Origin of the sequence: Aureimonas sp. OT7 (assembly GCF_014844055.1) — a bacterium.
Taxonomy (GTDB): Bacteria; Pseudomonadota; Alphaproteobacteria; order Rhizobiales; family Rhizobiaceae; genus Aureimonas; species Aureimonas altamirensis_A.
Genome location: NZ_CP062167.1, coordinates 1,433,737 through 1,456,993, shown reverse-complemented (window position 1 = coordinate 1,456,993; position 23,257 = coordinate 1,433,737). Strand labels below are relative to the sequence as shown.

Sequence of the window (23,257 nt, the reverse complement as noted above, 5' to 3'; positions counted from 1 at the left end):
TATCAAGGGCGTCAGCGGATTACCTGTCCATCCTCCGGCGCGAAGAATATGCGCACCGGCTGGCCCTGCCCGGGCGGCGGACGCGTGGGATCGTTGAACGTATCGACAAGCGCCGAGCCGCCGGCGGTGGCCACGCGCAAACGGACGACGGAGCCCAGGAAGGCGACCTGCTGCACCGTGCCCGATATGCCGTTGCTGCGCCGCTCGCTGGCGTCCAGCGACAGGGCCTCCGGCCGCAAAGCCAGGGTGACGGCTTCGCCATCCGCGCCCTGTTCGCCGTCGATGGCGACGGCCTCCTCGCCCAGCAATATCCGACCGCCGGGTGCGGACCGCCCTTCCAGAAGACTGAGATTGCCGACGAAGGATGCGACGAAGCGGCTGGCCGGCCGGTTATAGATTTCGAAGGGTGTCCCGACCTGCTCGATCCGCCCCTCGCTCATCACGACGATCCGGTCGGACATGGACAAGGCCTCTTCCTGATCATGCGTCACGTAGATCGTGGTGATGCCCAGTTCCTGCTGCAGGGCGCGGATCTCCTCGCGCAGGGAGACCCGGATCTTGGCGTCGAGCGCCGAAAGCGGCTCGTCGAGCAGCAGCACGCGCGGCCGCACCGCGATGGCCCGCGCCAGCGCCACCCGCTGCTGCTGGCCGCCGGACAACTGGTAGGGATAGCGCCCGGCGACATGCGGCAGCTTGATCATCGCCAGCATTTCCTTCACCCGCGCGTCGATCTCGGCGCGCGGCCGGCCGGCCACCTTGAGGCCGAAGGCCACATTGTCGGCGATGGAAAGGTTTGGAAACAGCGCATAGGACTGGAACACCATCCCGATCCGCCGTTGGTTGGGCGCCAGGGGGCCGACATCCTGACCGTCGATATGGATCGTGCCCGCCGTCGGCGTTTCGAACCCGGCGACCATGCGCAATGTCGTCGTCTTGCCGCAGCCGGAAGGCCCAAGAAACGAGATGAACTCGCCGCGCTGCACCGAAAGATTGAAGTTCTCCACCACGGCATGGTGCTGGTAGGTCTTGCGCAATCCGGAAAGTTCCAGAAACCCCATGTCTTACCCTTCCTGGCGGCGGCGGAACCAGCGACGCGGCGGCGCCTTGGCCTGCCCCGGCGATGCACCGCCGACGAATTGCAGCATGACCATGCAGCCCCATGTCACCGCGAAGGCGATCATGGCCAGCGCGGCCGGCTCATAGGCGCGGTTGGCGCCGATCAGTTGCAGGTACGGTCCGAAGGCCGGACGATTGAGAAGACTGGCGATGACGAATTCGCCGATCACGATGGCGAAGGTCAGGAAGGCGCCCGACAGGACGGCCGCCCGCACATTCGGCAGGATGACGCGCCACAGCACGGTGCGCCGCCTGGCGCCGAGGCTTTCGGCGGCCTCCGTCAACGTCCGGATGTCGATGGCCGTCAGGCCTGTATCCACGGCGCGGTACATGTAGGGCAGCGACAGGACGACATAGCCGAACACCAGGAGCACGTTGGTGCCGGCGACCGTACCCGTGAACGGCAGCCAGGACGACGAATTGTACAGGCGCAGGTATCCGAACACGATCACGATGGGCGGGATCACCAGCGGCAGCAGCGTGACGAACTCCACCCAGGGCCGCAGGCGCGGCAGGCGCAGGCGGACCCAGTAGGCCGTGGGCACCACCAGAAGCGCCCCGATGGCGATGGTTGCGAGCGCCGCCACCACCGAGAACAGGAACGTCTGGTGGAAACGGGGATCGGCGAAGACGACGCGATAGGCCTCGAAGCTCCATTGCCCGCGCAACATCGACAACGAGAACTGGAACGTCGCCACCAGCGGCAGCAGGAAGTAGAGCGCCCCGATGAAGACCGCGATCCAGGGGCCGATTCGGCGCGCGTTCATTTGAGCCACCGTTCGGCGCGGCTGCGCAGCCAGATGTAGAGCACGTTGGAACAGCCGGTGATCAGGATCATGCCGACGGCCAGCGCATAGCCGAGATGCGGATTGTAGAGCACATCGCCACGGATCTGGGCATATAGCAGGATGGGCACGATGTTGAGCGATGAGCCGGTCAGCGCATAGGCCGTCGCGACCGCACCGAACGCGTTGGCGAAGAGCAGCAGGAAGCAGCCCAGAAGGCTGGGAAACAATACCGGCAGGGCGACCATGCGCCAGTACTGCCAGCGCGATGCGCCGAGGATGGAGGCGGCCTCGCGCCACTCCTTCTTCAATCCGTCGAGCGCCGGCGCGATGATCAGCACCATCAACGGGATCTGGAAGTACAGATAGGTGATCGTCAGGCCCCAGAACGACAAGAGGTTGAAGCCCAGGCGATAGATGTTGACGCCGAACGCCTCGTTCAGGAACACCGTCACCAGCCCCAGCCGGCCGAGCGTCGCCAGGAAGGCGAAGGCGAGCGGAATGCCGGCGAAATTGGAGGCGACGCCCGAAAAGGTCGAGACGGTGGGCCGCACCCAGCGCGGCAGATTTCCGTGCACGATGGCATAGGCCAGGAAGAAGCCGATCAGCGCGCCGAGGGCGGCGGAGGCCAGGCTGACGCGGATGGATATCCAGTAGGCGGCCATGATCTGTGGCTGAAACAGGCCGATCATGTTGGCGAAGGTGAAGTTGCCTGCCGGGTCCTGGAATGCGCCGATGACGAGGTACAGCGTCGGCGCCACCAGGAACAGAATGGCGAACAGGAAGAACGGGACGACCCCAAGCCAGGCAAAAGACAACCTGCGCGCCGCCGGAGGCCCGGCGGACGTCCCTGCCGGCATGCCGGCCTGTGCCACTGTGGCCATGAAACCCCGCTTGTCGGAAATTGCCGAAAAATGGACAGGGGCGCGCGTCATGCCGCGCGCCCCCTGGCCTTACTGGACGTTGGCGCCCACGACTTCGTCCCACTTGGCGGTGATGACGGCTTTGGCCTCATCCTGTTCGGCCACGCTGGGGAACTTGGCCGCGTTATAGGCCTCGGCGGGCGGCAGGCGGTCCAGCATCTCCTGCGGGATCTTGCCGGCTTCGGCCATGGCGTTGAAGCGGATCGGGTGGCAGTAGCCCTTCAGCCAGGCAAGCTGGCCCTCGTCGGAATAGAGATACTCCATCCACAGCTTGGCGGCATTGGGATGCGGCGCGAAGGCGCTGATCGCCTGGACGTAGACACCGGCGAGCACCCCCGTCTTCGGCACCACGACCTCGACTTCCGGGTTGCCGGCCAGCGTGTCCCGGCCCGAAAGGGCGTTATAGTCCCAGCGGATCATGATGGGCGTGGTGCCCTGCGCCAGCGAGGCCGGCTTGCCGATGACCGGCACGAAATTGCCCGCGGCGTTCAATTCCTTGAAGAACTGCAGCCCGGCCTCGGCGATCTCGGTCGGCGAGCCGTCCGGCTTGCGCGACAGGCCGGCCGCATAGACGGCCTGGATTGCCTGGGCCGAAGCACGCGGATCGCCGGCCAGGGCAACGGAGTTTGCGTAGTCCGGCTTCAGAAGGTCTTCCCAGTCGGTCGGTACGGTCTCGACGATGTCCTTGTTGATCTCGAAGGAGAGCACGCCGTAGTAATCGCCGTACCAGTGGCCATCGGCATCCTTGGCATCGTCCGGAATCTCGTCCCAGGTGGCGACCTTGTAGGGCTGCACCAGCCCTTCGGCCTGCGCCGCCGGTCCGAAGGACAGGCCGACATCCAGCACGTCGGGCGCCTGCGGGCCGGTATTGCCCTTGTTGGCCTTGACGGCCTCGATCTCGTCGGCCGAGCCGGCATCCGGGTTCAGTTCGTTGACGGTCAGGCCGTACTTGGCCTTGAAGCCGGAGATGACCTCTCCGTAGTTGCACCAGTCGTGCGGCAGCGCGATCGTGGTGAGCTGGCCCTCTTCCTTGGCGGCGGCCACCAGGGCATCCATGGATGCTTCCTGCGCGAACGCCGCGCTCGTGGACATGGCCACCAGCGCGACGAGCGAGATCGAACGTTTGAACATCTTTATCCCCTGCTTCCCTCAAGCGGCGGGAAGCAGGATCACTTTCCTGCCCCACCCGGTGTAAACGCATCGCCTCATATGCGGCCCGGATGACAGGCGGGTGACGATTGAACACCCGATCAACGCGGCGCTGCCGATGCACAAGAGAAGCGTCTTCCTAAAACTTGTGCAAGCAAAAATGACAGGCAGCGACGCGCCTTGACGGTGCTACTCCTTTCGGGCCGTCGACCGGCTCTTGAGAAGGCTGGCGACGGTGGTGACGACCAGGATACCGATGATGACCGACAGCGAGAAGCTGGTCTCGATATGCGGCAGGCCCTCGATCGGCTGGCCGTCGTTGAGGAACGGCAGCGTGTTGGCTTCCATGGCGTGGATGATCAGCTTGACGCCGATGAAGCCGAGGATGAGCGCCAGGCCGAAGCCCAGATAGACGAGCCGGTCCAGCAGTCCGCCCAGAAGGAAGTAGAGCTGCAGGAGGCCGAGCAGCGCGAAGGCGTTGGCGGTGAACACGATATAGGGCGCGTTCGTCAGGCCGTAGATGGCGGGGATGGAGTCCAGCGCGAACAGAAGGTCCGTCATGCCCAGCGCCAGGATCACGATGAACATCGGAGTGAAGTAGCGCTGGCCGTTCTCGATGACGGTCAGCGCGCTGCCGCGATAATCGTCGGTGGTGCGCAGATGCCTCTGGAACCACTTCACCAGGGCGTTCGGCTCGTATTCCTCGTCGGTGCTCTTGGCTCCATGCGAGAAGCTTTCCACCGCCAGCTTGTACGCCGTCCACAGCAGGAACGCCCCGAACAGGTAGAATACCCAGGAATAGCGCTCGATGGCGGCGGCGCCGAGCGCGATGAAGATGCCGCGCATGATCAGCGCGATGACGATGCCGATCAACAGCGCCTTCTGCTGGTAGGCGGCCGGAACGCGGAAGCTCTTCATGATGATCACGAAGACGAACAAATTGTCGACCGACAGGCTCTTTTCGGTGATGAAACCGGCGAAATACTCCACGCCGTGCTGCCGGTCCCAGAAATGCAGGATGCCCCAGCCGAACAGCAGCGCCAGCGCGACATAGAAGGTCGACCAGATCGCGGATTCGCGGAATGTGGGTTCGTGCGGCTTGCGCACATGGGTAAAGAAATCGAACACGAATAGAGCCGCGATGCCGCCTATGGTGGCAAGCCAGACCCAGGTTGGCACCACATCGGGCGCGAGCCCGTCAATCGCCGTCTGTTCCAAGGGAATCTCCGTTCAGGACGCGCCGCAATACACTGTCAGGAATTTTTCGTCACCGGCGTTCAAACGGATATAGCGCAGTTGTGATCGGCCGGCTTGCAAAGCAGCGGCCGGCCCGGCGGCAATGCCGGGCCAGCCTGTCGCAGGGCTTTAGATAAGCTCTCGTGCGGCCTTTGCCACGGCGTCGGCGGTGATGCCGAACTTCTCATAGAGCTTCGGCGCCGGGCCCGATGCGCCAAAGCCATGCATGCCGATGAAACGGCCGTTCTCGCCGATCCAGCGGTCCCAGCCAAAGCCGCTTGCGGCCTCGATGGCCACACGCGGCGCGGTGCCGAGCACTTCGGCCCGGTAGCCGGCATCCTGTTCGGCGAACAGGTCGAGGCAGGGCGCCGACACGACGGCGGCGGCGATCCCCTCGCCCTTCAGCGTCTCGGCTGCGGCCAGTGCGATCTCGATTTCCGAGCCGGTGGCGATCAGCGTCACCTGCCGGGCGCCGCCTTCGGCCTCGCGCAGCACGTAGGCACCGCGCTTCGAGCGGTTTTCCGCAACGTCGCCGGCACGAACGGTGGGCAGGTTCTGGCGGGACAGCGACAGAACCGTCGGGCGGTCGGTGGTCGTCAACGCGATTTCCCAGGCTTCCGCCGTCTCGATGGCGTCCGCCGGGCGGAAGACGTTCATGTTCGGCGTCGCACGCAGCATCGCCAGATGCTCGATCGGCTGGTGGGTCGGGCCATCTTCGCCAAGGCCGATGGAATCATGCGTCAGCACGTAGACGACGCGTTGGCCCATCAGTGCAGACAGGCGCATCGCCCCGCGCATGTAGTCGGCGAAGACGAGGAAGGTGCCGCCATAGGGGATGAACCCGCCATGCAGTGCCAGCCCGTTCATCACCGCGGCCATGGCGTGCTCGCGGATGCCGTAGTGGATATAACGGCCGCCGTAATCGCCGGCCTGAACCGAAGCCAGGCCCTTGGTCTGCGTAAAGACCGAATGGGTCAGGTCGGCGGAGCCGCCAATGGTCAGCGGCGTCATCGCGTTGATGACCTCCAGCGTCGCCTCGGAGGATTTGCGCGTGGCGAGCTTGGGGGCCTCGTCCGACAGCTTCCGGCGATAGGCGGCCATGGCCTCGGCGAAGTCGGCCGGCAACTCGCAGGCGACCGCCGCATCGAACTCGGCCTTGCGGGCGTGCGCGGCGTGCCGCTTTTCCCACTCGGCGCGGCGCTCCTTGTTCTTTTCGGCAATGGCGCGCCATCCCTTCAGGACGGCATCGGGAATGACGAAGGACTCGCTCTCCCAGAGAAGCGCCTTGCGCGTCGCGGCGATCTCTTCGTCGCCAAGCGGTGCGCCATGGCTCTTCTCGGAGCCGGCCAGCTTGGGCGAGCCGTAGCCGATCACCGTCTTGCAGGCGATCATGACGGGCTTGTCGGACGTCTTCGCCCTCTCGATGGCGGCGCGTACCGCGTCCACGTCATGGCCGTCGACATGCCAGGAATCCCAGCCGGCCGCCTTGAACCGCGCGACCTGGTCGGTCGAGGTGGACAGCTCGGTCTTGCCGTCGATGGAGATGCCGTTATCGTCGAACAGGACGATCAGCTTGTTCAGCTTGAGGTGTCCGGCAAGGTCGATGGCCTCGTGGCTGATGCCTTCCATCAGGCAGCCGTCGCCGCAGATGACGTAGGTGTAGTGATCGACCAGATCGTCGCCGAAGCGCGCGTTCATCATGCGTTCGGCCAGCGCGAAGCCGACCGCGTTGGTGATTCCCTGGCCGAGGGGACCGGTGGTCGTCTCGATGCCCAAAGCGTGGCCGTATTCCGGGTGCCCCGCCGTGCGCGCGCCGATCTGGCGGAAGTTCTTGAGCTCGTCGAGGGTCATGTCCTCGTAGCCGAGCAGGTAGTGCAATGCATAAAGAAGCATCGATCCGTGGCCGTTCGACAGCACGAAGCGGTCACGGTCGGGCCAGTGCGGATCGGACGGGTCGACGTGCAGGAAGTCCTGGAACAGCACGGTCGCCACGTCGGCCATGCCCATCGGCATGCCCGGATGACCGGAATTGGCCTTCTGCACGGCATCCATCGCCAGCGCGCGGATTGCATTCGCCATGTCGCGAGGGTGGTGATCGGTGCCGCTCGAGGCAACTGCGGGCGTCGGTTCTGCGCTCATGTCACTCTTTCCTTTTCGTATTGCCGGCGACCACCAGGCCGCAAACTCTCAAAGATTGATCGCGCCGCGATCTCCGAAGACCGGTGAGGCCCGGCCGATGGATTCCGGGTCGCTGACATAGCGCGCCACGGTCATGACCTCGTCGCGCGATCCGAAAACGATCGGCACGCGCTGGTGCAGTTTCTCGGGCACGATGTCCAGCAGGGGCCGGAGGCCGTCCGTGCCGGCGCCGCCCGCCTGCTCCGCCAGGAAGGCGATCGGGTTGGCTTCGTAAACCAGCCGGATGCGCCCGTCCGCGTAACCCTCGCGCGTATCGCCAGGATAAAGGTAGATGCCCCCTCGCAGGAAGATGCGATAGGCATCCGCTACGGCAGAAGCCACCCAGCGCATGTTGAAATTGCGCGCCCGGGGGCCGTCGGCGCCGGCAAGGCAGTCATCGATGTAGTGGCGGATCGGGGTATCCCAATAGCGCCGGTTCGAGGCGTTGATGGAAAATTCTTTAGCCTTTTCTGGGATAACCATTCCGGCGTTGACTTCGACGAAATCGGCGGCGCCGGGCGCGTGCAGGAAAACCTGCGTGCCCTTGCCCAGCGATACGACGAGCATCAATTGCGGCCCGTAGACGAAGAAGCCGGCCGCAAGCTGATCGCGGCCCTTCTGCCGGAATACGGTGGCCGGGTCGGCCCGGTGCGCATCGGTGACGGGCAGGACGGAGAAGATCGTGCCGATGGAAACATTGGTCTCGATGTTGGACGAGCCGTCGAGCGGATCGATGGCCAGCGCCAGCGTACCGTCCGCTGCAATGGGCTGAGCGTCGTCCTGCTCTTCCGAACCGTAGAACGCCACCGGGGCGCGGCGCGCCGCCGCCACGAACAGGCGGTCCGCCGCAACGTCCAGGGCCTTCTGCACATCGCCGCCGCCATTGTGCGCGTCGCCCACCGCCTCTCCGCCGACCGCGCCGGCGGCGATCAGCCCCGCCAGCTCGAGCGCGGCGTCGGCCAGTTGCCGGACCAGTTCCGCGACATCCCGGCTGCCGGTTTCCAGATAGGTGGTCAGCGTTCTCGCCATGTCGCGTCCTTCGGCCATTCAGATTCGTGTGTGGACGTTTCGTAGAGCCGAAAGGCCCCGGATGGAAGGCATTTTACAGAGGCGGCAGCAGCCGCGCCTGCGCAAGGGCGGCGATATCCGCCGACCCGGTGCAGAAGCAGGCGACCCGCAACTGCCAGATGATGGCCGAGAAATGTGAAATCACCGCGTCGGTTGAGTGGTCCGCCGCGCCGAGGCCGGCGGCCGCCTGCCCGGCCATGTCCGCGCCGAGGCGCAGCACGCGGGCGATGTTGACACCCGTGCGCACCCCACCCGAACCGATGACGGTCGTTCCAGGGCAGGCCGCCCGCACGTCGGCAATCGCCTGGGCCGTCGGCACCCCCCAGTCCGCGAAGGCCGCCGCAGCCGCCCGCATCGCCGGATCGCCGTGGCGTTGCGCCTCGATCGCGGCGAAGGACGTACCGCCCGTGCCCGCGACGTCGATCGCGGCGACACCCGCATCGACCAGCCTGCGGGCGACCGGCGCGGACAACCCCGCCCCCACCTCCTTGGCGATGACGGGCACGCCGAGGGTCGGCGTCAAAGCCTCGATCGCCGCGAGGATGCCACGAAAATCATGGTTGCCACCCGGCTGGATCGCCTCCTGCAGCGGGTTGAGATGCAGAATAAGCGCGTCGGCCTCCAGCATGTCGACGGCGCGGCGCGCGCCGTCCGCGCCAAGGCCCGCCACCAGTTGCACCGCGCCGATATTCGCCAGCAGCGGTATGTCCGGCGCACGCCGCCTGAGGTCCGCCGTCAGCCCCCCGCAGGCGCGGCCCTCCAGCGCGATTCGCTGCGAGCCGACCGCCAGGGCGATCTTCAACTGCTGCGCCGCCTCGGCCAGCCGCTCATTGATGAAGCCGGCCCGCTCCGGACCGCCGGTCATGGAGCTGATGAGCAGGGGGGCTGCCAGGCGCCGCCCAAGGAAGCGCGTGGTGAGATCGATCGAATCCATGTCGATCTCCGGCAGGGCCACATGCTCGAACCTGATGGACGACAAGCCGCCGGCGCGCTCCGTCACCGTCCCCGCCCCCGACAGGACAAGGTCGATATGGTCGTTCTTGCGGTCACCGATGTCGCCCCGGTGTCTGTTCATCACGCCATCGTTTCCCTGCCCTTCGCCCCCCGCTTTCGATCCGCGCGGAAAGGTGCTTACAATCGTGTCTCGCGCACTAGATAGACCGCTGGGATGCGGGCGCAACCGCCCCATTGTCCGGGAGCATAGAAGCCTTGCCAACGCCTTCGCATGCCGACCACCTGGAAGAGCTTCGCCGCAGGGTGAACAAGCGCCTGTCGGAGCTTGCAGTGGAGGTTGCCGGCCGCGACCCGGGGCTGAGCGACGCCATATCCTCGGCGCTGACCGCCGGCGGCAAACGCCTGCGCCCCTTGCTGACGGCGTTGGTTTGCGAGGATCTCGGCGGGCCGCTCGCACCCGCGATCGACGCGGGATGCGCCGCCGAGATGGTGCACACGGCATCGCTGATTCTGGACGACCTCCCCTGCATGGACGATGCCCGGATGCGGCGCGGCCAGCCGGCGACGCATCGCGCCTTCGGCGAGGATGTCGCCATCCTTGCGGCGATCGCGCTTCTGTCGGGTGCATTCTCCACCGTGGCGACCCTGCGCGGCACCGATGCCGTGACGCGCAACGAGTTGACGAAGATCCTGTCCGGGGCGGTAGGCACGCGCGGCCTCGTCGCGGGCCAGTTCCGCGACCTGCGCAACGCTGCCGGCGACAAGGGCGCCGACCCGGAAGCCGTCAACGCCCTCAAGACGGGCGCGCTCATCGGCGCCTCGGTGGCCATGGGCGCCGCGATTGCCCGGGCCGACACGATGCGCAAACGCGCTCTGGCCGATTTCGCGGAGCATCTCGGCCATGCTTTCCAACTTTACGACGACCTGCTCGACACCTCCGGAGACCCCCTCGCCATCGGCAAGGATATCGGCAAGGACAGCGCCAAGGCCACGCTGCTGCAGCAGGAGGGAACAGCGGGAACGCAGGTTCGCCTCAACCAGCACCTGGATGCGGCACATGCCACGCTGGAAAGCGTATTCGGCCGGGACTGCCGCATGTCCAGCGCGCTCGATGGCGTGTTTCAGGGTCAGGCGGCGCTGATCGTCCGAACAGCCCGCACGCAGGGAGTATCGCTGTCATGACGAGTTGGACAGGCCTCGTTGTCATCGCCATCCTGGTCTTCGCGGCGATGGAGCTGGTCGCCTGGGCGGCGCATAAATACATCATGCACGGCTTCGGTTGGGGCTGGCACAAAAGCCATCACGAGCCGCACGAGGGTCTTTTCGAGAAGAACGACCTGTATGCGGTCGTATTTTCGATACTCGCCATCGGCCTGTTCATCCTCGGCAGCACCGGCTACCCGGTTGCCGGCGCCATCGCCGCCGGCATGACGCTCTATGGGTTCTTCTATTTCGTCGTCCATGACGGGCTCGTCCACCAGCGCTGGCCGTTCCGGCACATTCCACACAAAGGCTATGTGAAGCGTCTCGTGCAGGCGCACCGCATGCACCACGCCGTGGAAGGGCGCGAGGGCTGCGTTTCCTTCGGTTTCCTCTACGCCCCGCCCGTCGACAAGCTCAGCGAAGAACTGCGCGCTGCCGGAACGGTGAAGGCGGAACAGGCGGCTCGCCGCGCCGCGGGCGGCGCAAGGCCGCGATCGTAGCGGCACGGCCGAACTCGACCAGCTTTTCCGCGCGCGTGGTTGAAACGCGATGATTGTAAGGCATCGAAGCATTTGCCACGAGTTTCAGTCCGATGCGGCGATAAATGCCGTGCGCGGCGGCGATGGCCAGGGCCGAGCGGCGCGGCAGCCTGTCTATGCCGGCGCGCGCCGACGCGTAATAAGGCTCAGCGGCGAGTACCAGGCGCCTGCGCAGCCGGGCAATCGCCTCGGCATGGGCGGGATCGCCCAGATCCTCGGGCACCAGCCCCTCCTCCACCATCCAGTCCTGCGGGACATAGACCCGGCCGGCCCGCGCATCGTCGACGATGTCGCGCGCGATGTTCGTCAACTGGAATGCCAGCCCCAGATCCGCGGCTCGCGCCAGGGTGGGCGTATCGGTGACGTCCATGATGCGCGCCATCATCAGGCCGACGACACCGGCGACGCGGTGGCAATAGACGAGGAGTTGGGCGAGCGTATCGTAACGCTCTCCCCGCACGTCCATGCCGAAGCCCTCCAGATGTTCGTAGAGGTCCTCCCGCGCAAGCCCATGCCGGTGCGCCACCAGCGCCAGCCCGGCGAATGCCGGTCCGCCGGGCACCCCGTCCAGGGCCGCCGTCGTCTCCCGCATCAGCCCGGCCAGCCGCTCCAGCCCGCCGCCATCCGCCTGCCATGACCGGCTGCCGAGGCTTTGCCCGTCGATGACATCGTCGCAGTGCCGGCACCAGGCGTACAGAAGCACGACGCTGGTGCGCGTCCGCCTGTCGAACATGCGCGCGGCGGCGGCGAAGCTGGCCGAGCCCTTGTCGATCGCTCCCAGCGCATGGGCTTCGATCTCCCCGGGGCTCATCGCGACGCATCCTCCAGAACCAGGCCGGCCGTCGCCTTGGCCGACGCGACCACGCCGGGCACGCCGGCTCCAGGGTGGGTGCCGGCTCCCACGAAATAGAGGTTCGGTATCTCACGGTCGCGGTTGTGGACGCGGAAATACGCCGACTGCGTCAGGATCGGCTCCAGCGAGAAGGCGCTTCCCAGATGGGCGTTCAGCGTATCGCGAAAATCGTCCGGCGTGAAAATCCGGCAGGTGACGAGTTGTTGCCTGAGGCCCGGCATGTGCCGCGCCTCGAGATAGTCGAGGATGCGGTCACGGTAGGCGGGCCCGGCTATCTGCCAGTCGACGTCGGCGTTGCCGAGATGCGGCACGGGCGACAGCACGTAGTAGCTGCCCATCCCCGGCGGCGCCAGCGAGGGATCGGTGATGCAGGGGCTGTGCAGGTACAGCGAGAAATCGTCCGCCACGTCCGGCCCGTTGAATATCTCCCGGATCAGCGCGCGATAGCGCGGGCCGAACAGCACCGTATGATGCGCCAGATGGTCGTGCAGCCTGTCCAGCCCGAAATAAATGACGAACAGCGACATGGAGTGCCGCCGCGACTCCAGCTTCCGGGCGGCGCGCCGGCCCCGTTCGTGACCGCCGAGGAGCGCACCGTACGTGTGCACGACATCGGCATTGGACACCACGATGTCGGCCTGCAGCGTGCGCCCGTCCGCCAGCCGGACACCGGTTGCGCGCCCGTCCGCCATGGTGATCTCGGCGACATCGGCATTCAGCTCCAGCCCGCCGCCGATATCGGTGAACAGGCGCACCATGCCGTCGATCAGGGCGCCGGTGCCGCCCTTGGGAAACCAGACACCCCATTCCCGCTCGAGCGCATGGATCAGCGCATAGATCGACGAGGTGGCGAAGGGATTGCCGCCGACGAGCAGCGAATGGAAGGAGAATGCCTGGCGCAGGCGCTCGTCCTCGATGAAGCTCGCAACCTTGGCATAGACGCTTCGCCATGCCTGCAGGCGGGCCAGTTGCGGCCCGGCCCGCACCATGTCGCGGAAATGCAGGAAGGGAACCGCGCCGAGCTTCAGATACCCCTCGGCAAAGACGGCGCGCGAATAGTCGAGAAAGCGCCGGTATCCCGCGACGTCCGACGGGTTCATCGCCTGTATCTGCCGGTCGATCTGGCATTGGTCGTTGGCGTAGTCGAAGATGCTGCCGTCTTCCCACATCAGCCGGTAGAACGGCGACACCGGCAGCATGGTGACGTAGTCCGACAGCGTCGCCCCGGCCACCTCGAACACCTCTTCCAGCGCGGTCGGGTCGGTTATGACGGTGGGCCCGCCATCGAAGGTAAATCCGCTGTCGCGATAGACATAGGCCCGCCCGCCGGGCGCGTCGCGGCGCTCCAGCACGGTCGTTTCGATGCCGCCCGCCTGAAGGCGGATGGCAGCCGCGATGCCGCCGAACCCGGAGCCGATCACGATGGCGCGTCGCGCCTTGTGCGAAGTCATGAGGCCTCCCTGGCCGGCCGTCCATCCATCAGGATCGACAGGGCACGTCGCACCGGCATCGGCGGTTTGCCGGCGAAGATGCGTATGATGTCCGCAGGCGACAGCCGCGCCGCGTAGAAGCGTGCGATCGTCGTATCCGGCAAACGGTGAAAATGCTCCAATATGTCGCGCCGCTCGCCATCTCCCGCCCCCAGGAACAGCAGCCGGTTGAGCAGCCGGAATATCCGACGCGCCCGCCACTCGGCCAATGAATGTCGCGTGACCGCAGCGGCCAGCGGGGCGGTCGCCATGTCCGGCTGCGTCGCGATCAGGTCTGCCGTACGGACGGCGTCGGGCAGGCTGTATCCCGTCGTCGGATGGAAGAGCCCCGCCCGCAGGCCCAGCGGCACGACGCCGCCGGCCTGTGCCAGATAGGCCTTGAGGTCGCCGCCGAGGGCGATCGGCAGGACGCCGGCCTCGCGCCGCAGGATTTCCGCCGGGCCCCAGCCCCTGGTCTGCGCATAGGCGCGGATGCCGTCCGCAAGCGCCTGCTCCGGCGTTTCGGGGCCATCCGAATAATAGGTGTCCTCCACCAGGATGCGGTCCTCTGCGAAGGGCAGCGTGTAGACGAAGCGGTAGCCGTCCTTCTGCGGGACGGTCGCGTCCATCACGATCGGCATCTCCGGCCCCGGCGCCCGGATGGCGAGTTCCAGCCCGACGAATTTCTGGAAGCGGACGTCCAGCGCCGCATCCGGCCGATATCCGCGCGCGTCCACCACCGCGCTGGCGGCGATCGACCGTCCGTCCGCAAGATCGACGCCGTCGGCGCGCAGGGCGCGGACAGGGACGCCGCAGACGAGGCGGTCGCCCAGCGCCTCACGCAATACCGCGCCAAAGCGGGCCGAGGAGATCGACGCATAGCCCGTTTCGATCACGCGGGACCGCCGTGGGAATGCGACCGCGTAGCGCGGCCAGCGATGATCCACGAACGGGTCGAGCCAGCGATGCTGCGCGGCAGACAGGTCGCCCGCGTGGAACGACCATGTATGGTTGCCACCTGCGGTCGCCGCGCTTTCGATCAGCATGATCTCGATCTCGGGCCGCAGGGTGGCCAGTCGGTAGGCGGCAAGGCCGCCGGCCAGTCCACCCCCCACGATGATGCATCCGACCGCCCTCACCCGGCACGGTCCATCCGCAACGGTTGGCCGCCGCACAGCACCTCCGCCAGGCGGGCCGCCTCCGCCGCACCGCCGGTCGCCGCGATGCTGCGGCCGATACGTTCGGCATTGCGCGCAAATCCGGGCTCTGCCATCAGCCGCAACAGCGCAGCCTCGACGCTGTGGCGATCCACCTTGCGCGGCGTCAGGGCCAGGCCGATCCCGTGATGCGCGACGCGGGCGGCGACGCCGGGCTGGTCGAAGGCCATGGGCAGAACCAGCATCGGCACGCCGGCCTCGACGGCATCGAGTGCCGTATTCAGCCCGCCATGGGTTACGCAGATCGTCGCCTGCCGCAGCATGGCGCGCTGATCGACGAAATCGGTGACGAGTTCGGCGTCGATGCCGGCGGCCCCGTCCGCGTCGAGCCCGCCGCAATGCGCGACGACAAGCCGCAATCCCAGCGTCCTGCAGGCGGCGGCGACAGCCTTGAACAGGTCCAGCCTATGCCCCTGCATCGTGCCGAAGGACGCGTAGACAAGCGGGCGACGTTCCTTCGGCGCGAAAAGGGATACCGGCCGGAAGCGGCGGAATGGGCCCAGCGGGCGGACATGCGTATCGTCAGCGCGAGGGAAATCGAACTCGGCGACGGTCTGCGACAGTGTGGCCAGCGACGACAGACAATCCTCGATCCGCTCGACGCCATCGACGCCCAGCAGCGCTGCGGCCCGCTTGATCGCCTGACGCTGCGGCCTGAGGATCATGTCGGCGACCCGCCTGCCGCCGCGATTGCGCTTCAAGCCTTGTGGCGAGGGGTCGTATGGCCAGCCGATATAGGGCGGAGGCAAGGCAGGATCGACTTCGACCGGCAGCGAGCAGGCAACGGACAGGTAAGGCAGGCCGAGGCTGCGGGCCACAAGGCCGCCACCCGGCTCCATCTCGTCGACCAGCAGCGCCTCGATACCCGCCTGGCGCAGCAGCGCGGGCGCATGGCGTGCGATATCGGCGGTCGCGCGCGCACCGCCTTGCAGGATCTTCCACAATCGGACTACGCCGTTCCGGCCACCCGCATCGTTCCGGAGCGTTTCGAGGTCGGCCGCGTCACCGGGCAGCGCCAGGAAACTGGCGCCCTCCAGCGTCAGTTCCGGTCCGACACCGCCATGCGCCAGGATCGCCACATCGTGGCCGCGCGCCAGCAACGCCTCGCCGATTGCCTCGAAGGCGGCGATGTGGCTGGCATAGGGCGGGCAGACGAGAGCGAAACGCATGGAGGCCATTATCGGTGCAGGGTTGCCGGATAGTTGCTCCCCCTGGAACCGCTTTAAAGGGCCATGGCTGAAAAAAGCGTCAGGCGCGGCGGGCGCGGCGCGGCACAACCGGCGCGCCCGGCTTGGCAGCGCCCGCCGACGTACGCCAGCCGCTGCCGGCGATCGTCACCACGCGTTGGCCACGGAAGTCCGTTTCGCAGCGGATGAAGGAGCGGTCCGCCATATAGGTCAGCAGAAAGCGCCCGCGCGAGGGCGAATGGCTGCCATAGGCACGGGCCAGTGCTTCATCGCTGGGGCAAGGCTCGTTCTCGCGCGCGGCGCGCGCCAGCATCATGTAGACGCCCTGCATGTCTTCGGGCAGTTGCTCCGACCGGTCGATGACCTGCCGCCACTCGTCATCCTCGGTTTCCTCGCTGACGCCGGCGCGCGCCAGCGCCAGCCGCCGGCGGAAGCTGGACATGTCGGTGTCGGCGCCGCCGATACGCTTGAGGCGGCAGTGCATCAGGAAATCCTGGTACAGAACCGCCGCCGGCCGGAAGGCCGCGTCAGGATCGTCCAGAAGGGCGGCGAAGATGGCGTCCAGCGTCTCCTGCCTGTCGGCCAGTTCTTCGGCCGTCGGCTCGTCTTCCGGCAGAGGCGCGGAAATGGACGGGCGCGCGGTGCTGACGCGCTCCAGCAGCTCGCGCGTCGCCACCTGCGGCTCGCGCGGCATCGGCTCGGGAAGGTCGTCCGGCTCGTCGGCACCGGCGGTGAAGATCAGGTCGGCCATCGCCTCGCGCGGGGTTTCGGGAAGGGCCATCAATGTCGGGCGGCCCGACCGGCCCGCCGTCTCCACGGGCCCGATGCGCACCGGGATCGGGCGCCGCGACAGCGCAGGCCCAAGCGCGACGAACTGGCCGGGCTCGAGATCGCGGAACCGCTCCGCCTGCCGCCTGTCCATGCCCAGAAGGTCGGCCGCGCGCGCCATGTCGATGTCGAGGAAGGTGCGCCCCATCAGGAAATTGGACGCCTCGGCGGCGACGTTCTTGGCCAGCTTGGCCAGCCGCTGCGTGGCGATCATGCCGGCCAGCCCGCGCTTGCGGCCGCGACACATCAGGTTGGTCATCGCGCCCAGCGACACGCGCCGGGCCTCGTCGCCCACCTCCCCGGCGACGGCCGGCGCGAAGATCTGCGCCTCGTCGACCGCGATGAGCATCGGATACCAATAGTGCCGGTCGGCGTCGAAAAGCCCGTTCAGGAAGGCACTGGCGCAACTCATCTGCACCTCGGCGTCCAACCCTTCCAGGTTCAGCACCACGGACGCGCGATGCTGGCGAATGCGATTCGCGATGCGGGCCAGCTCGCTGGGCGTGCGGTTGGCGTCCACGACGATATGACCGAACCGCTCCGAAAAGGAGACAAAGTCTCCTTCCGGGTCGATGATCGCCTGCTGCACCACATCGGCGCTCTGCTCCAGAATGCGGCGGAACAGATGCGACTTGCCCGACCCTGAATTGCCCTGCACCAGCAATCGCGTGGACAGGAGCTCTTCCAGGTCCATTTCCGCCGGGTCACCCGTCGCGGTAGAGCCGAGATCGACGGCAACCTTCATGGATGAAGACATCCGGCCATGGCGGAAACGCGTACACCTCTTCTAAGGACAGAGAGCCTTCTTAACCACCGGACCGGCGGCTTTGAAGCCCACGGTGCGTTTGATCCACAGACAATCTGTCCAATCTCCGGTTTCGATTTTTCGCTTTAACGTCTTTCTCGACCATCCATCGCGTCTAGATGGATTCCAAACACGCGGATGCCGGCCGGCGCCGGACGTCGAATAGGGGATACGGCATGTTCGACACGTTCGACCCTGTTTTGCTGGCGCGGTTCCAGTTCGCCTTCACCGTTGCGTTCCACATCGTCTTCCCCTCCTTCACCATCGGGCTGGCCTCCTATCTGGCGGTGCTGCACGGGCTTTGGCTGGGCACGGGCAAGCAGGTCTACCTGACGATCTTCCAGTACTGGCTGAAGATCTTCGCCGTCTCCTTCGCCATGGGCGTCGTGTCCGGCATCGTCCTGTCCTACCAGTTCGGCACCAACTGGTCCGTCTTCTCCGACAGGACCGGGCCGATCCTGGGGCCGATGATGGCCTATGAGGTGCTGTCGGCATTCTTCCTGGAAGCCGGCTTTCTCGGGGTGATGCTGTTCGGCCTCAACCGCGTCGGCAAGGGCCTGCACTTCTTTGCCACGCTGATGGTGGCCATCGGCACGCTCGGCTCGGCCTTCTGGATCCTGTCGGTCAATTCCTGGATGCAGACGCCGGCCGGCTTCGCCATCGCCGAGAATGGCCAGTTCGTACCGGTGGACTGGTGGGCGATCGTCTTCAACCCGTCCTTCCCCTACCGCCTGGTCCACATGGTGCTGGCCGCCTACCTGACCACGGCTCTGGTGGTCGGCGCCGTGGGCGCCTTCCACCTTCTGCGCGACAGGGGCAACGCGGCGGCGCGCACCATGTTTTCCATGGCACTCTGGATGGCGACCATCGTCGCGCCAATCCAGATCTTCGCCGGCGATCAGCACGGGCTGAATACGCTGGAGCACCAACCCGCCAAGGTAGCGGCGATGGAAGGCCATTTCACCACCAACCGGGATGGCGGCATGCCCCTCACCCTGTTCGGCCTTCCCGACATGGAAGCGGGCGAGACGCGCTATGCGGTGGAAATTCCCAATCTCGGCTCGGTCATCCTGACGCATTCCCTGGACGGCGAGGTGCAGGGCCTCGACGCCTTCCCGCGGGAAGACTGGCCCTATGTCCCCATCGTCTTCTTCTCGTTCCGCATCATGGTGGCCATCGGCTTCGCTATCCTGGGCCTAGGGCTGTGGGCGCTCTACAGGCGCTTCCGGGGCTCCATCGCCACCGACAGGTGGCTGCAGCGCGCGAGCGTCATGATGGGGCCGATGGGCTTCGTCGCCGTATTGGCCGGCTGGATCACGACGGAAGTCGGCCGACAGCCCTACACGGTCTACGGGCTGCTGCGGACGGCGGAGAGCCATTCGCCCATCGCCGCAGCGGCGGTCGGCGCCAGCCTCATCGCCTTCATCATCGTCTACTTCATCGTGTTCGGTACGGGCACGTTCTACATCCTGCGGTCGATGGTCAAGGCACCGTCCGTCTTCGAACAGGGCCCCGACCCCAGGGAGCCGATCCGCACGGCCGGCATCACGCCCGGCCAGCAGATGCAGGAAAGCGGCGGCACGACCGCGCCGTCGCGCTGAGGAGACAGAGCCATGGACCTTCCCCTCATCTGGGCCTTCATCATCGCCTTCGCCGTTCTGGCCTATGTCGTGCTCGACGGGTTCGATCTGGGCATCGGCATCCTGTTCCCGTTCCTGAAACGGCACGAGAACCGGGATACGGCAATCAACACCGTCGCGCCCTTCTGGGATGGCAACGAGACCTGGCTGGTCATGGGCGGCGGCGGCCTGTTCGCCGTCTTCCCGCTGGCCTACGCCATCGTCATGCCGGCACTCTATGCGCCCATCATCGTCATGCTGCTGGCGCTGATCTTCCGGGGGGTCTCTTTCGAATTCCGGTTCAAGACCGTGCGCTGGCGGGGCGTCTGGGACATGGCCTTCTTTCTGGGCTCGCTCATCGCCGCCTTCTCGCAGGGCATCGCGCTGGGCACCATCGTGCAAGGCATCGAGATTGAAAACCGCGCCTATGCCGGCGGCTGGTACGACTGGCTGACGCCCTTTTCCATCATGACGGGCGTCGCCGTCGTGGTCGGCTATGCGCTCCTCGGCTCGACCTGGCTGGTGGTGAAGACGGAAGGCCCTCTGAACCGGCTCGCAGCCCGTTACGCCGAGTTGACGGGCATCGGGACCCTGGTGTCGATCGGCGCCGTCAGCCTGTGGATGCCGTTTCTGCAGCAAGCCTTCTATTCACGCTGGTTCACCTTTCCGCAGATCCTGTTCGTCGCGCCCATTCCCATTCTGCTGCTGGTTTGCGCCCTCAGCCTGTTCAGGAGCCTGCGCGACCCGATTTCCGCCTACCGGCCGTTCCTGTCGGCGCTGGGCCTTTTCGTCCTGTCCTATATCGGCATCGGCATCAGCTTCTATCCCAACATGCTGCCGCCCGAGCTGACGATCTGGCAGGCCGCCGCCCCGGACGAAAGCCTGGCCTTCGTGCTGGTGGGCGCGGCGGTGCTGGTGCCGATGATCCTTGCCTATACCGCTTATTCCTACTGGACCTTCCGGGGCAAGGTGCGGGAAGGCGAAGGCTATCACCAGCATGGGCATTGACCGCCGATGAACCGCCGCCTGTCGCAAGTCCTGTGGTTCGTCGGGCTGTGGACGGCTAGTATCGTCGCCCTCAGCGTCGTCGCCTACGGTATAAGGGCGATGATCCTGTAGCCGCAGCCTCGTGCGCGCATGTGCGCACCCCGGCCGGATCCGCTTTCAGGCGGCGATGGCGGGAACCGTCTCGCGCACCAGCGCCATGTCGGCGTGGAAGGCCCGCTGCTCGGCTTCCTGCGCAGCCCGGTCCGGCAGCCGCAGGATGTAGGCGGGGTGCACCGTCACCAGAAGCCGCGTATCGGCATCCAGCTCGATCAGCCGCGAACGCGTGTCGCGGATCGTCACGGCCTTGCCCAGCACCGCCGTCGCCGCCGTTGCGCCCAGCGCCACGATCAGTTTCGGTCGGATCAGCTCGCGCTCGATATCCAGCCACCAGCGGCACATCTTCACCTCGCCCGCATTGGGCTTCTGGTGGATGCGTCGCTTGCCGCGCGGCGTGAACTTGAAATGCTTGACCGCATTGGTGACGTAGACCTGCGACCGGTCCACCCCCGCTTCCGCCAGCGCCCGGTCGAATACCTTGCCGGCCGGGCCGACGAATGGCTCTCCGGCAAGATCCTCCTGGTCGCCCGGCTGCTCGCCGACGAAGATCACCGGCGCATCGGCGGGGCCGCGCCCGAAGACCGTCTGTGTCGCCGGTTCCCACAAGGGGCAGGCGCGGCATCGCGATGCCTGGTCGCGCGCTTCCCCGATATCCTCCGGCCTTCGGTTGAAACCGGCAAACGCTTCCTCCGCAGGCTGTCCAGCCTTCACCATGGCCGCTTTCTCCGCATGTCGTTCATGGCGCAGTCCCGGCATCGACGGCGCGGTTTCAAGCATGCGGCGCGCGGCCGCTTCCGCGCCCTGCACGAGCGGGCGGATCAACTGGGCCTCGGGCAGATTATGCCAGTATTTGCGCGGCATCTCCGATTGCATCGCCTTCACCTTCAAACGGGCCGGATTGAAGATCGAGGCATAATAGGTCAGCCACAGCGCCTCCACGGCGTCCTCATCCGGCTTGTCGCTGGCCAGCGCCGGCGGGCCGAACTGAAGTTCCGTTCCATTCCAGTGGGCGGAGCGAAGCGGCGTCAGAAGCGTCCACTCCATGCCGGTGAAACGCCTTGTGAAAAAGGGCGCCGTCAGTTCCACCGTGTGATGGAACGGCTCGAACCAGGCAATGTAATGCGGCGTACCATTGTCGCCCGGCACCTCGCGGAAGCGCACGAAGGCTTTCATCTTATGGCTGTCACGCAGCACTGATTTCTGCATCTCCTGCGCGCGCCGCACTTCCGGGTCGGACGCCACCTCCAGCAGTCGGCGATCCGCCTGCAGACGCCAGAGCAGGCTATACAGCAGCAGAAAGCGCTGGGGATCACGGTTGCAGGCGGCGTTGCGGGCGAGATCGATAAAACCGCGCGGCACCTTGGGGGGCGGCGCGCCGCCCGCCTGCCGGGGCAATGGCTCGCCGAACAGGGCGCCCTCGCCCTCCACCACGAAATTCATCGCCTCCGGCGTCAGCCCATGCGACAGCGCAATCCGGGCCGCTTCGCGCCAGCCATCGAAATCGGCGGGATGAGACAGGGTGGCGGCAAACATCTCAAAACAGGCTCAGTTGTTGTGCCGGCGGCACCAGCGCGTCGCGCAGGCGCGCGCTGTCGGTCAGCCCGCCGGGCGTCCAGTCCAGCGCGGATATGAATGGGCGTACCTTCGCCACGGACTGGCAAAGCCGCGCGATATCGTCCAGCCGCAAGGTCTTATGGCGGCGCGTGGACAGGATGCGAGTGACGGATTTCGTACCGAAGCCGGGAACCCGCAGAAGCATTTCGCGGTCGGCCCGGTTGACGTCGACCGGGAACCGCTCCCTGTTCTTCAACGCCCAGGCAAGCTTTGGGTCGATGGCAAGATCGAGCATGCCATCCGTTCCGCCGGCGACGATTTCCGAACGCTCGAACCCATAGAAGCGCAACAACCAGTCGGCCTGGTACAGCCGGTGCTCGCGCATCAAGGGGGGCCTCGCCAGCGGCAGCCGGCTGGACGAATCCGGAATGGGCGAGAAGGCCGAGTAGTACACGCGCTTCAGCCGAAACGAGCCGTAGAGATTTTCCGAACGCGCCAGTATGGCGTCGTCGTCCGCCCCGTCGGCCCCGACGATCATCTGCGTCGACTGCCCCGCCGGAGCAAAGCGCCTCGGCCTGGTCTTCGCTTTCTTTTCCGGCTCGCTCTCCTCGATCTTCAGGCGCAGATGCCCCATGGAGCGGCGGATATCGCGCGGCTTCTTTTCGGGTGCGAACTGAGACAGGGCGATATCCGTCGGCAACTCGATGTTGACGGACAGGCGGTCGGCATAAAGCCCGGCCTCTTCCATCAACTGGGGTGAGGCCTCCGGAATGGCTTTCAAATGGATATAGCCCGCAAAATTATGGTCGAGCCGCAGGGACTTCGCCACGCGCACCATCTCTTCCATCGTATAATCGGAGTTGCGGATGATTCCGGAGGACAGGAACAGGCCCTCGATATAATTCCGACGATAGAAGTTGAGCGTCAGATCGACGACTTCCTCCACCGAAAACCGGGCCCGCGGCACATTCGACGAATGGCGGTTCACGCAATAGACGCAGTCGTAGATGCAGAAATTCGTCAGCAGGATCTTCAATAGCGAAATGCATCGTCCGTCCGGTGCATAGGCGTGGCAGATGCCCGACCCCTCGGTGGAGCCGATGCCTCCGCTTTTCAGCGAATTGCGCTTGACCGACCCGCTCGACGCACAGGAGGCATCGTATTTCGCGGCGTCGCTCAAAATGGCGAGTTTGTCGAGAAGCGTCGTTCGGGCCATGCTCAAAGCATATACCGTTCGCTCTTTGTTCTATCCAGTGACCGATTGTCGCGCAACACCGGTCAAGGCGGTTAACGGGCGGTTAAAGCCGCACGCAGCCCTTGTGGAGGCGGCTTTCGCAATGGGTGCGCAGATGCGCGCACTGTGGCGTAAGTCCCACAAAAGCCGCAAGGAATGCCCCCGGGTGGCCGCATCGTAGGTTGTCATTTACCGCATCCCCGGCATTTTACCGGATGCGCTCGGGGGAGCGTGCG

At 66.0% G+C, this 23,257-nt stretch carries 20 protein-coding genes; 5 read left to right on the top strand and 15 right to left on the bottom strand.

Features of this window, described 5'->3' with window-relative positions; all coding sequences use genetic code 11:
- Positions 1-11: 11 nt before the first annotated feature.
- The 8 genes from IGS74_RS07005 to fni all read right to left on the bottom strand — a co-directional run bounded on the left by IGS74_RS07005 (position 12) and on the right by fni (position 9,530).
- Positions 12-1,058, bottom strand: a complete 1,047-nt coding sequence (locus tag IGS74_RS07005) for an ABC transporter ATP-binding protein (RefSeq protein ID WP_192390389.1) — start codon at positions 1,056-1,058, stop codon at positions 12-14.
- 3 nt (positions 1,059-1,061) lie between these two features.
- Entirely contained in the window at positions 1,062-1,883 is an 822-nt protein-coding gene (locus IGS74_RS07000) for an ABC transporter permease (protein WP_192390388.1), read from the bottom strand.
- A complete protein-coding gene (locus tag IGS74_RS06995) occupies positions 1,880-2,785 on the bottom strand; it encodes an ABC transporter permease subunit (RefSeq protein WP_192391509.1) in 906 nt (301 codons plus the stop codon). Before IGS74_RS06995 ends, IGS74_RS07000 begins: the two co-directional genes overlap by 4 nt.
- Positions 2,786-2,854: 69 nt before the next feature.
- On the bottom strand, positions 2,855-3,955 hold the full coding sequence (locus IGS74_RS06990) for an ABC transporter substrate-binding protein (RefSeq protein WP_039188803.1): 1,101 nt from the start codon (positions 3,953-3,955) through the stop codon (positions 2,855-2,857).
- A gap of 207 nt (positions 3,956-4,162) precedes the next feature.
- On the bottom strand, positions 4,163-5,191 hold the full coding sequence (locus IGS74_RS06985) for a TerC family protein (protein ID WP_246723032.1): 1,029 nt from the start codon (positions 5,189-5,191) through the stop codon (positions 4,163-4,165).
- A 147-nt stretch (positions 5,192-5,338) separates the two neighbouring features.
- Positions 5,339-7,348: a transketolase gene (gene tkt, locus IGS74_RS06980; protein WP_192390387.1), complete on the bottom strand. Its 2,010-nt coding sequence runs from the start codon at positions 7,346-7,348 to the stop codon at positions 5,339-5,341.
- A 48-nt stretch (positions 7,349-7,396) separates the two neighbouring features.
- On the bottom strand, positions 7,397-8,416 hold the full coding sequence (locus IGS74_RS06975) for a class 1 fructose-bisphosphatase (RefSeq protein WP_246723030.1): 1,020 nt from the start codon (positions 8,414-8,416) through the stop codon (positions 7,397-7,399).
- A gap of 73 nt (positions 8,417-8,489) precedes the next feature.
- Positions 8,490-9,530 carry a type 2 isopentenyl-diphosphate Delta-isomerase gene (fni, locus tag IGS74_RS06970; RefSeq protein WP_192390385.1) on the bottom strand — a complete coding sequence of 347 codons (1,041 nt, stop codon included), beginning with the start codon at positions 9,528-9,530 and terminating at the stop codon, positions 8,490-8,492.
- A 134-nt stretch (positions 9,531-9,664) separates the two neighbouring features.
- Between fni and IGS74_RS06965 the strand changes: the two genes are divergently transcribed.
- Both IGS74_RS06965 and IGS74_RS06960 read left to right on the top strand, forming a co-directional pair.
- On the top strand, positions 9,665-10,591 hold the full coding sequence (locus tag IGS74_RS06965; RefSeq protein ID WP_192390384.1) for a polyprenyl synthetase family protein: 927 nt from the start codon (positions 9,665-9,667) through the stop codon (positions 10,589-10,591).
- Positions 10,588-11,112: a sterol desaturase family protein gene (locus tag IGS74_RS06960; RefSeq protein WP_039188796.1), complete on the top strand. Its 525-nt coding sequence runs from the start codon at positions 10,588-10,590 to the stop codon at positions 11,110-11,112. The genes IGS74_RS06965 and IGS74_RS06960 overlap by 4 nt, the downstream gene beginning before the upstream one ends.
- Here IGS74_RS06960 and IGS74_RS06955 read toward each other — a convergent pair.
- From IGS74_RS06955 to IGS74_RS06935, 5 genes are all read right to left on the bottom strand, one after another.
- Complete coding sequence (locus IGS74_RS06955; RefSeq protein ID WP_192390383.1) at positions 11,027-11,962, bottom strand: phytoene/squalene synthase family protein; 936 nt, start codon at positions 11,960-11,962, stop codon at positions 11,027-11,029. The genes IGS74_RS06960 and IGS74_RS06955 overlap by 86 nt on opposite strands.
- A complete protein-coding gene (locus IGS74_RS06950; protein ID WP_192390382.1) occupies positions 11,959-13,455 on the bottom strand; it encodes a phytoene desaturase in 1,497 nt (498 codons plus the stop codon). Before IGS74_RS06950 ends, IGS74_RS06955 begins: the two co-directional genes overlap by 4 nt.
- Positions 13,452-14,588: a lycopene beta-cyclase CrtY gene (gene crtY, locus IGS74_RS06945; protein ID WP_246723028.1), complete on the bottom strand. Its 1,137-nt coding sequence runs from the start codon at positions 14,586-14,588 to the stop codon at positions 13,452-13,454. Before crtY ends, IGS74_RS06950 begins: the two co-directional genes overlap by 4 nt.
- A gap of 20 nt (positions 14,589-14,608) precedes the next feature.
- The gene (locus IGS74_RS06940; protein WP_192390380.1) at positions 14,609-15,859 is read right to left on the bottom strand and encodes a glycosyltransferase; all 1,251 of its coding nucleotides are present in this window, start codon (positions 15,857-15,859) and stop codon (positions 14,609-14,611) included.
- 79 nt (positions 15,860-15,938) lie between these two features.
- Entirely contained in the window at positions 15,939-17,450 is a 1,512-nt protein-coding gene (locus IGS74_RS06935; protein ID WP_192390379.1) for an ATP-binding protein, read from the bottom strand.
- A gap of 236 nt (positions 17,451-17,686) precedes the next feature.
- On the opposite strand from IGS74_RS06935, the gene IGS74_RS06930 reads away from it, so the two are divergent.
- The 3 genes from IGS74_RS06930 to IGS74_RS06920 are packed head-to-tail and all read left to right on the top strand — an operon-like array spanning position 17,687 to position 20,248.
- Positions 17,687-19,111, top strand: coding sequence for a cytochrome ubiquinol oxidase subunit I (locus IGS74_RS06930; RefSeq protein ID WP_192390378.1), 1,425 nt, complete (start codon positions 17,687-17,689; stop codon positions 19,109-19,111).
- 12 nt (positions 19,112-19,123) lie between these two features.
- Entirely contained in the window at positions 19,124-20,137 is a 1,014-nt protein-coding gene (gene cydB, locus IGS74_RS06925) for a cytochrome d ubiquinol oxidase subunit II (RefSeq protein ID WP_192390377.1), read from the top strand.
- A gap of 6 nt (positions 20,138-20,143) precedes the next feature.
- Complete coding sequence (locus IGS74_RS06920; protein WP_192390376.1) at positions 20,144-20,248, top strand: DUF2474 family protein; 105 nt, start codon at positions 20,144-20,146, stop codon at positions 20,246-20,248.
- Between the two features lie 45 nt (positions 20,249-20,293).
- Here the strand turns inward: IGS74_RS06920 and IGS74_RS06915 are convergent, their stop codons facing one another.
- Complete coding sequence (locus IGS74_RS06915; RefSeq protein ID WP_192390375.1) at positions 20,294-21,766, bottom strand: UdgX family uracil-DNA binding protein; 1,473 nt, start codon at positions 21,764-21,766, stop codon at positions 20,294-20,296.
- Between the two features lies 1 nt (position 21,767).
- Entirely contained in the window at positions 21,768-23,003 is a 1,236-nt protein-coding gene (locus IGS74_RS06910) for a putative DNA modification/repair radical SAM protein (RefSeq protein WP_192390374.1), read from the bottom strand.
- Positions 23,004-23,257: the final 254 nt, after the last annotated feature.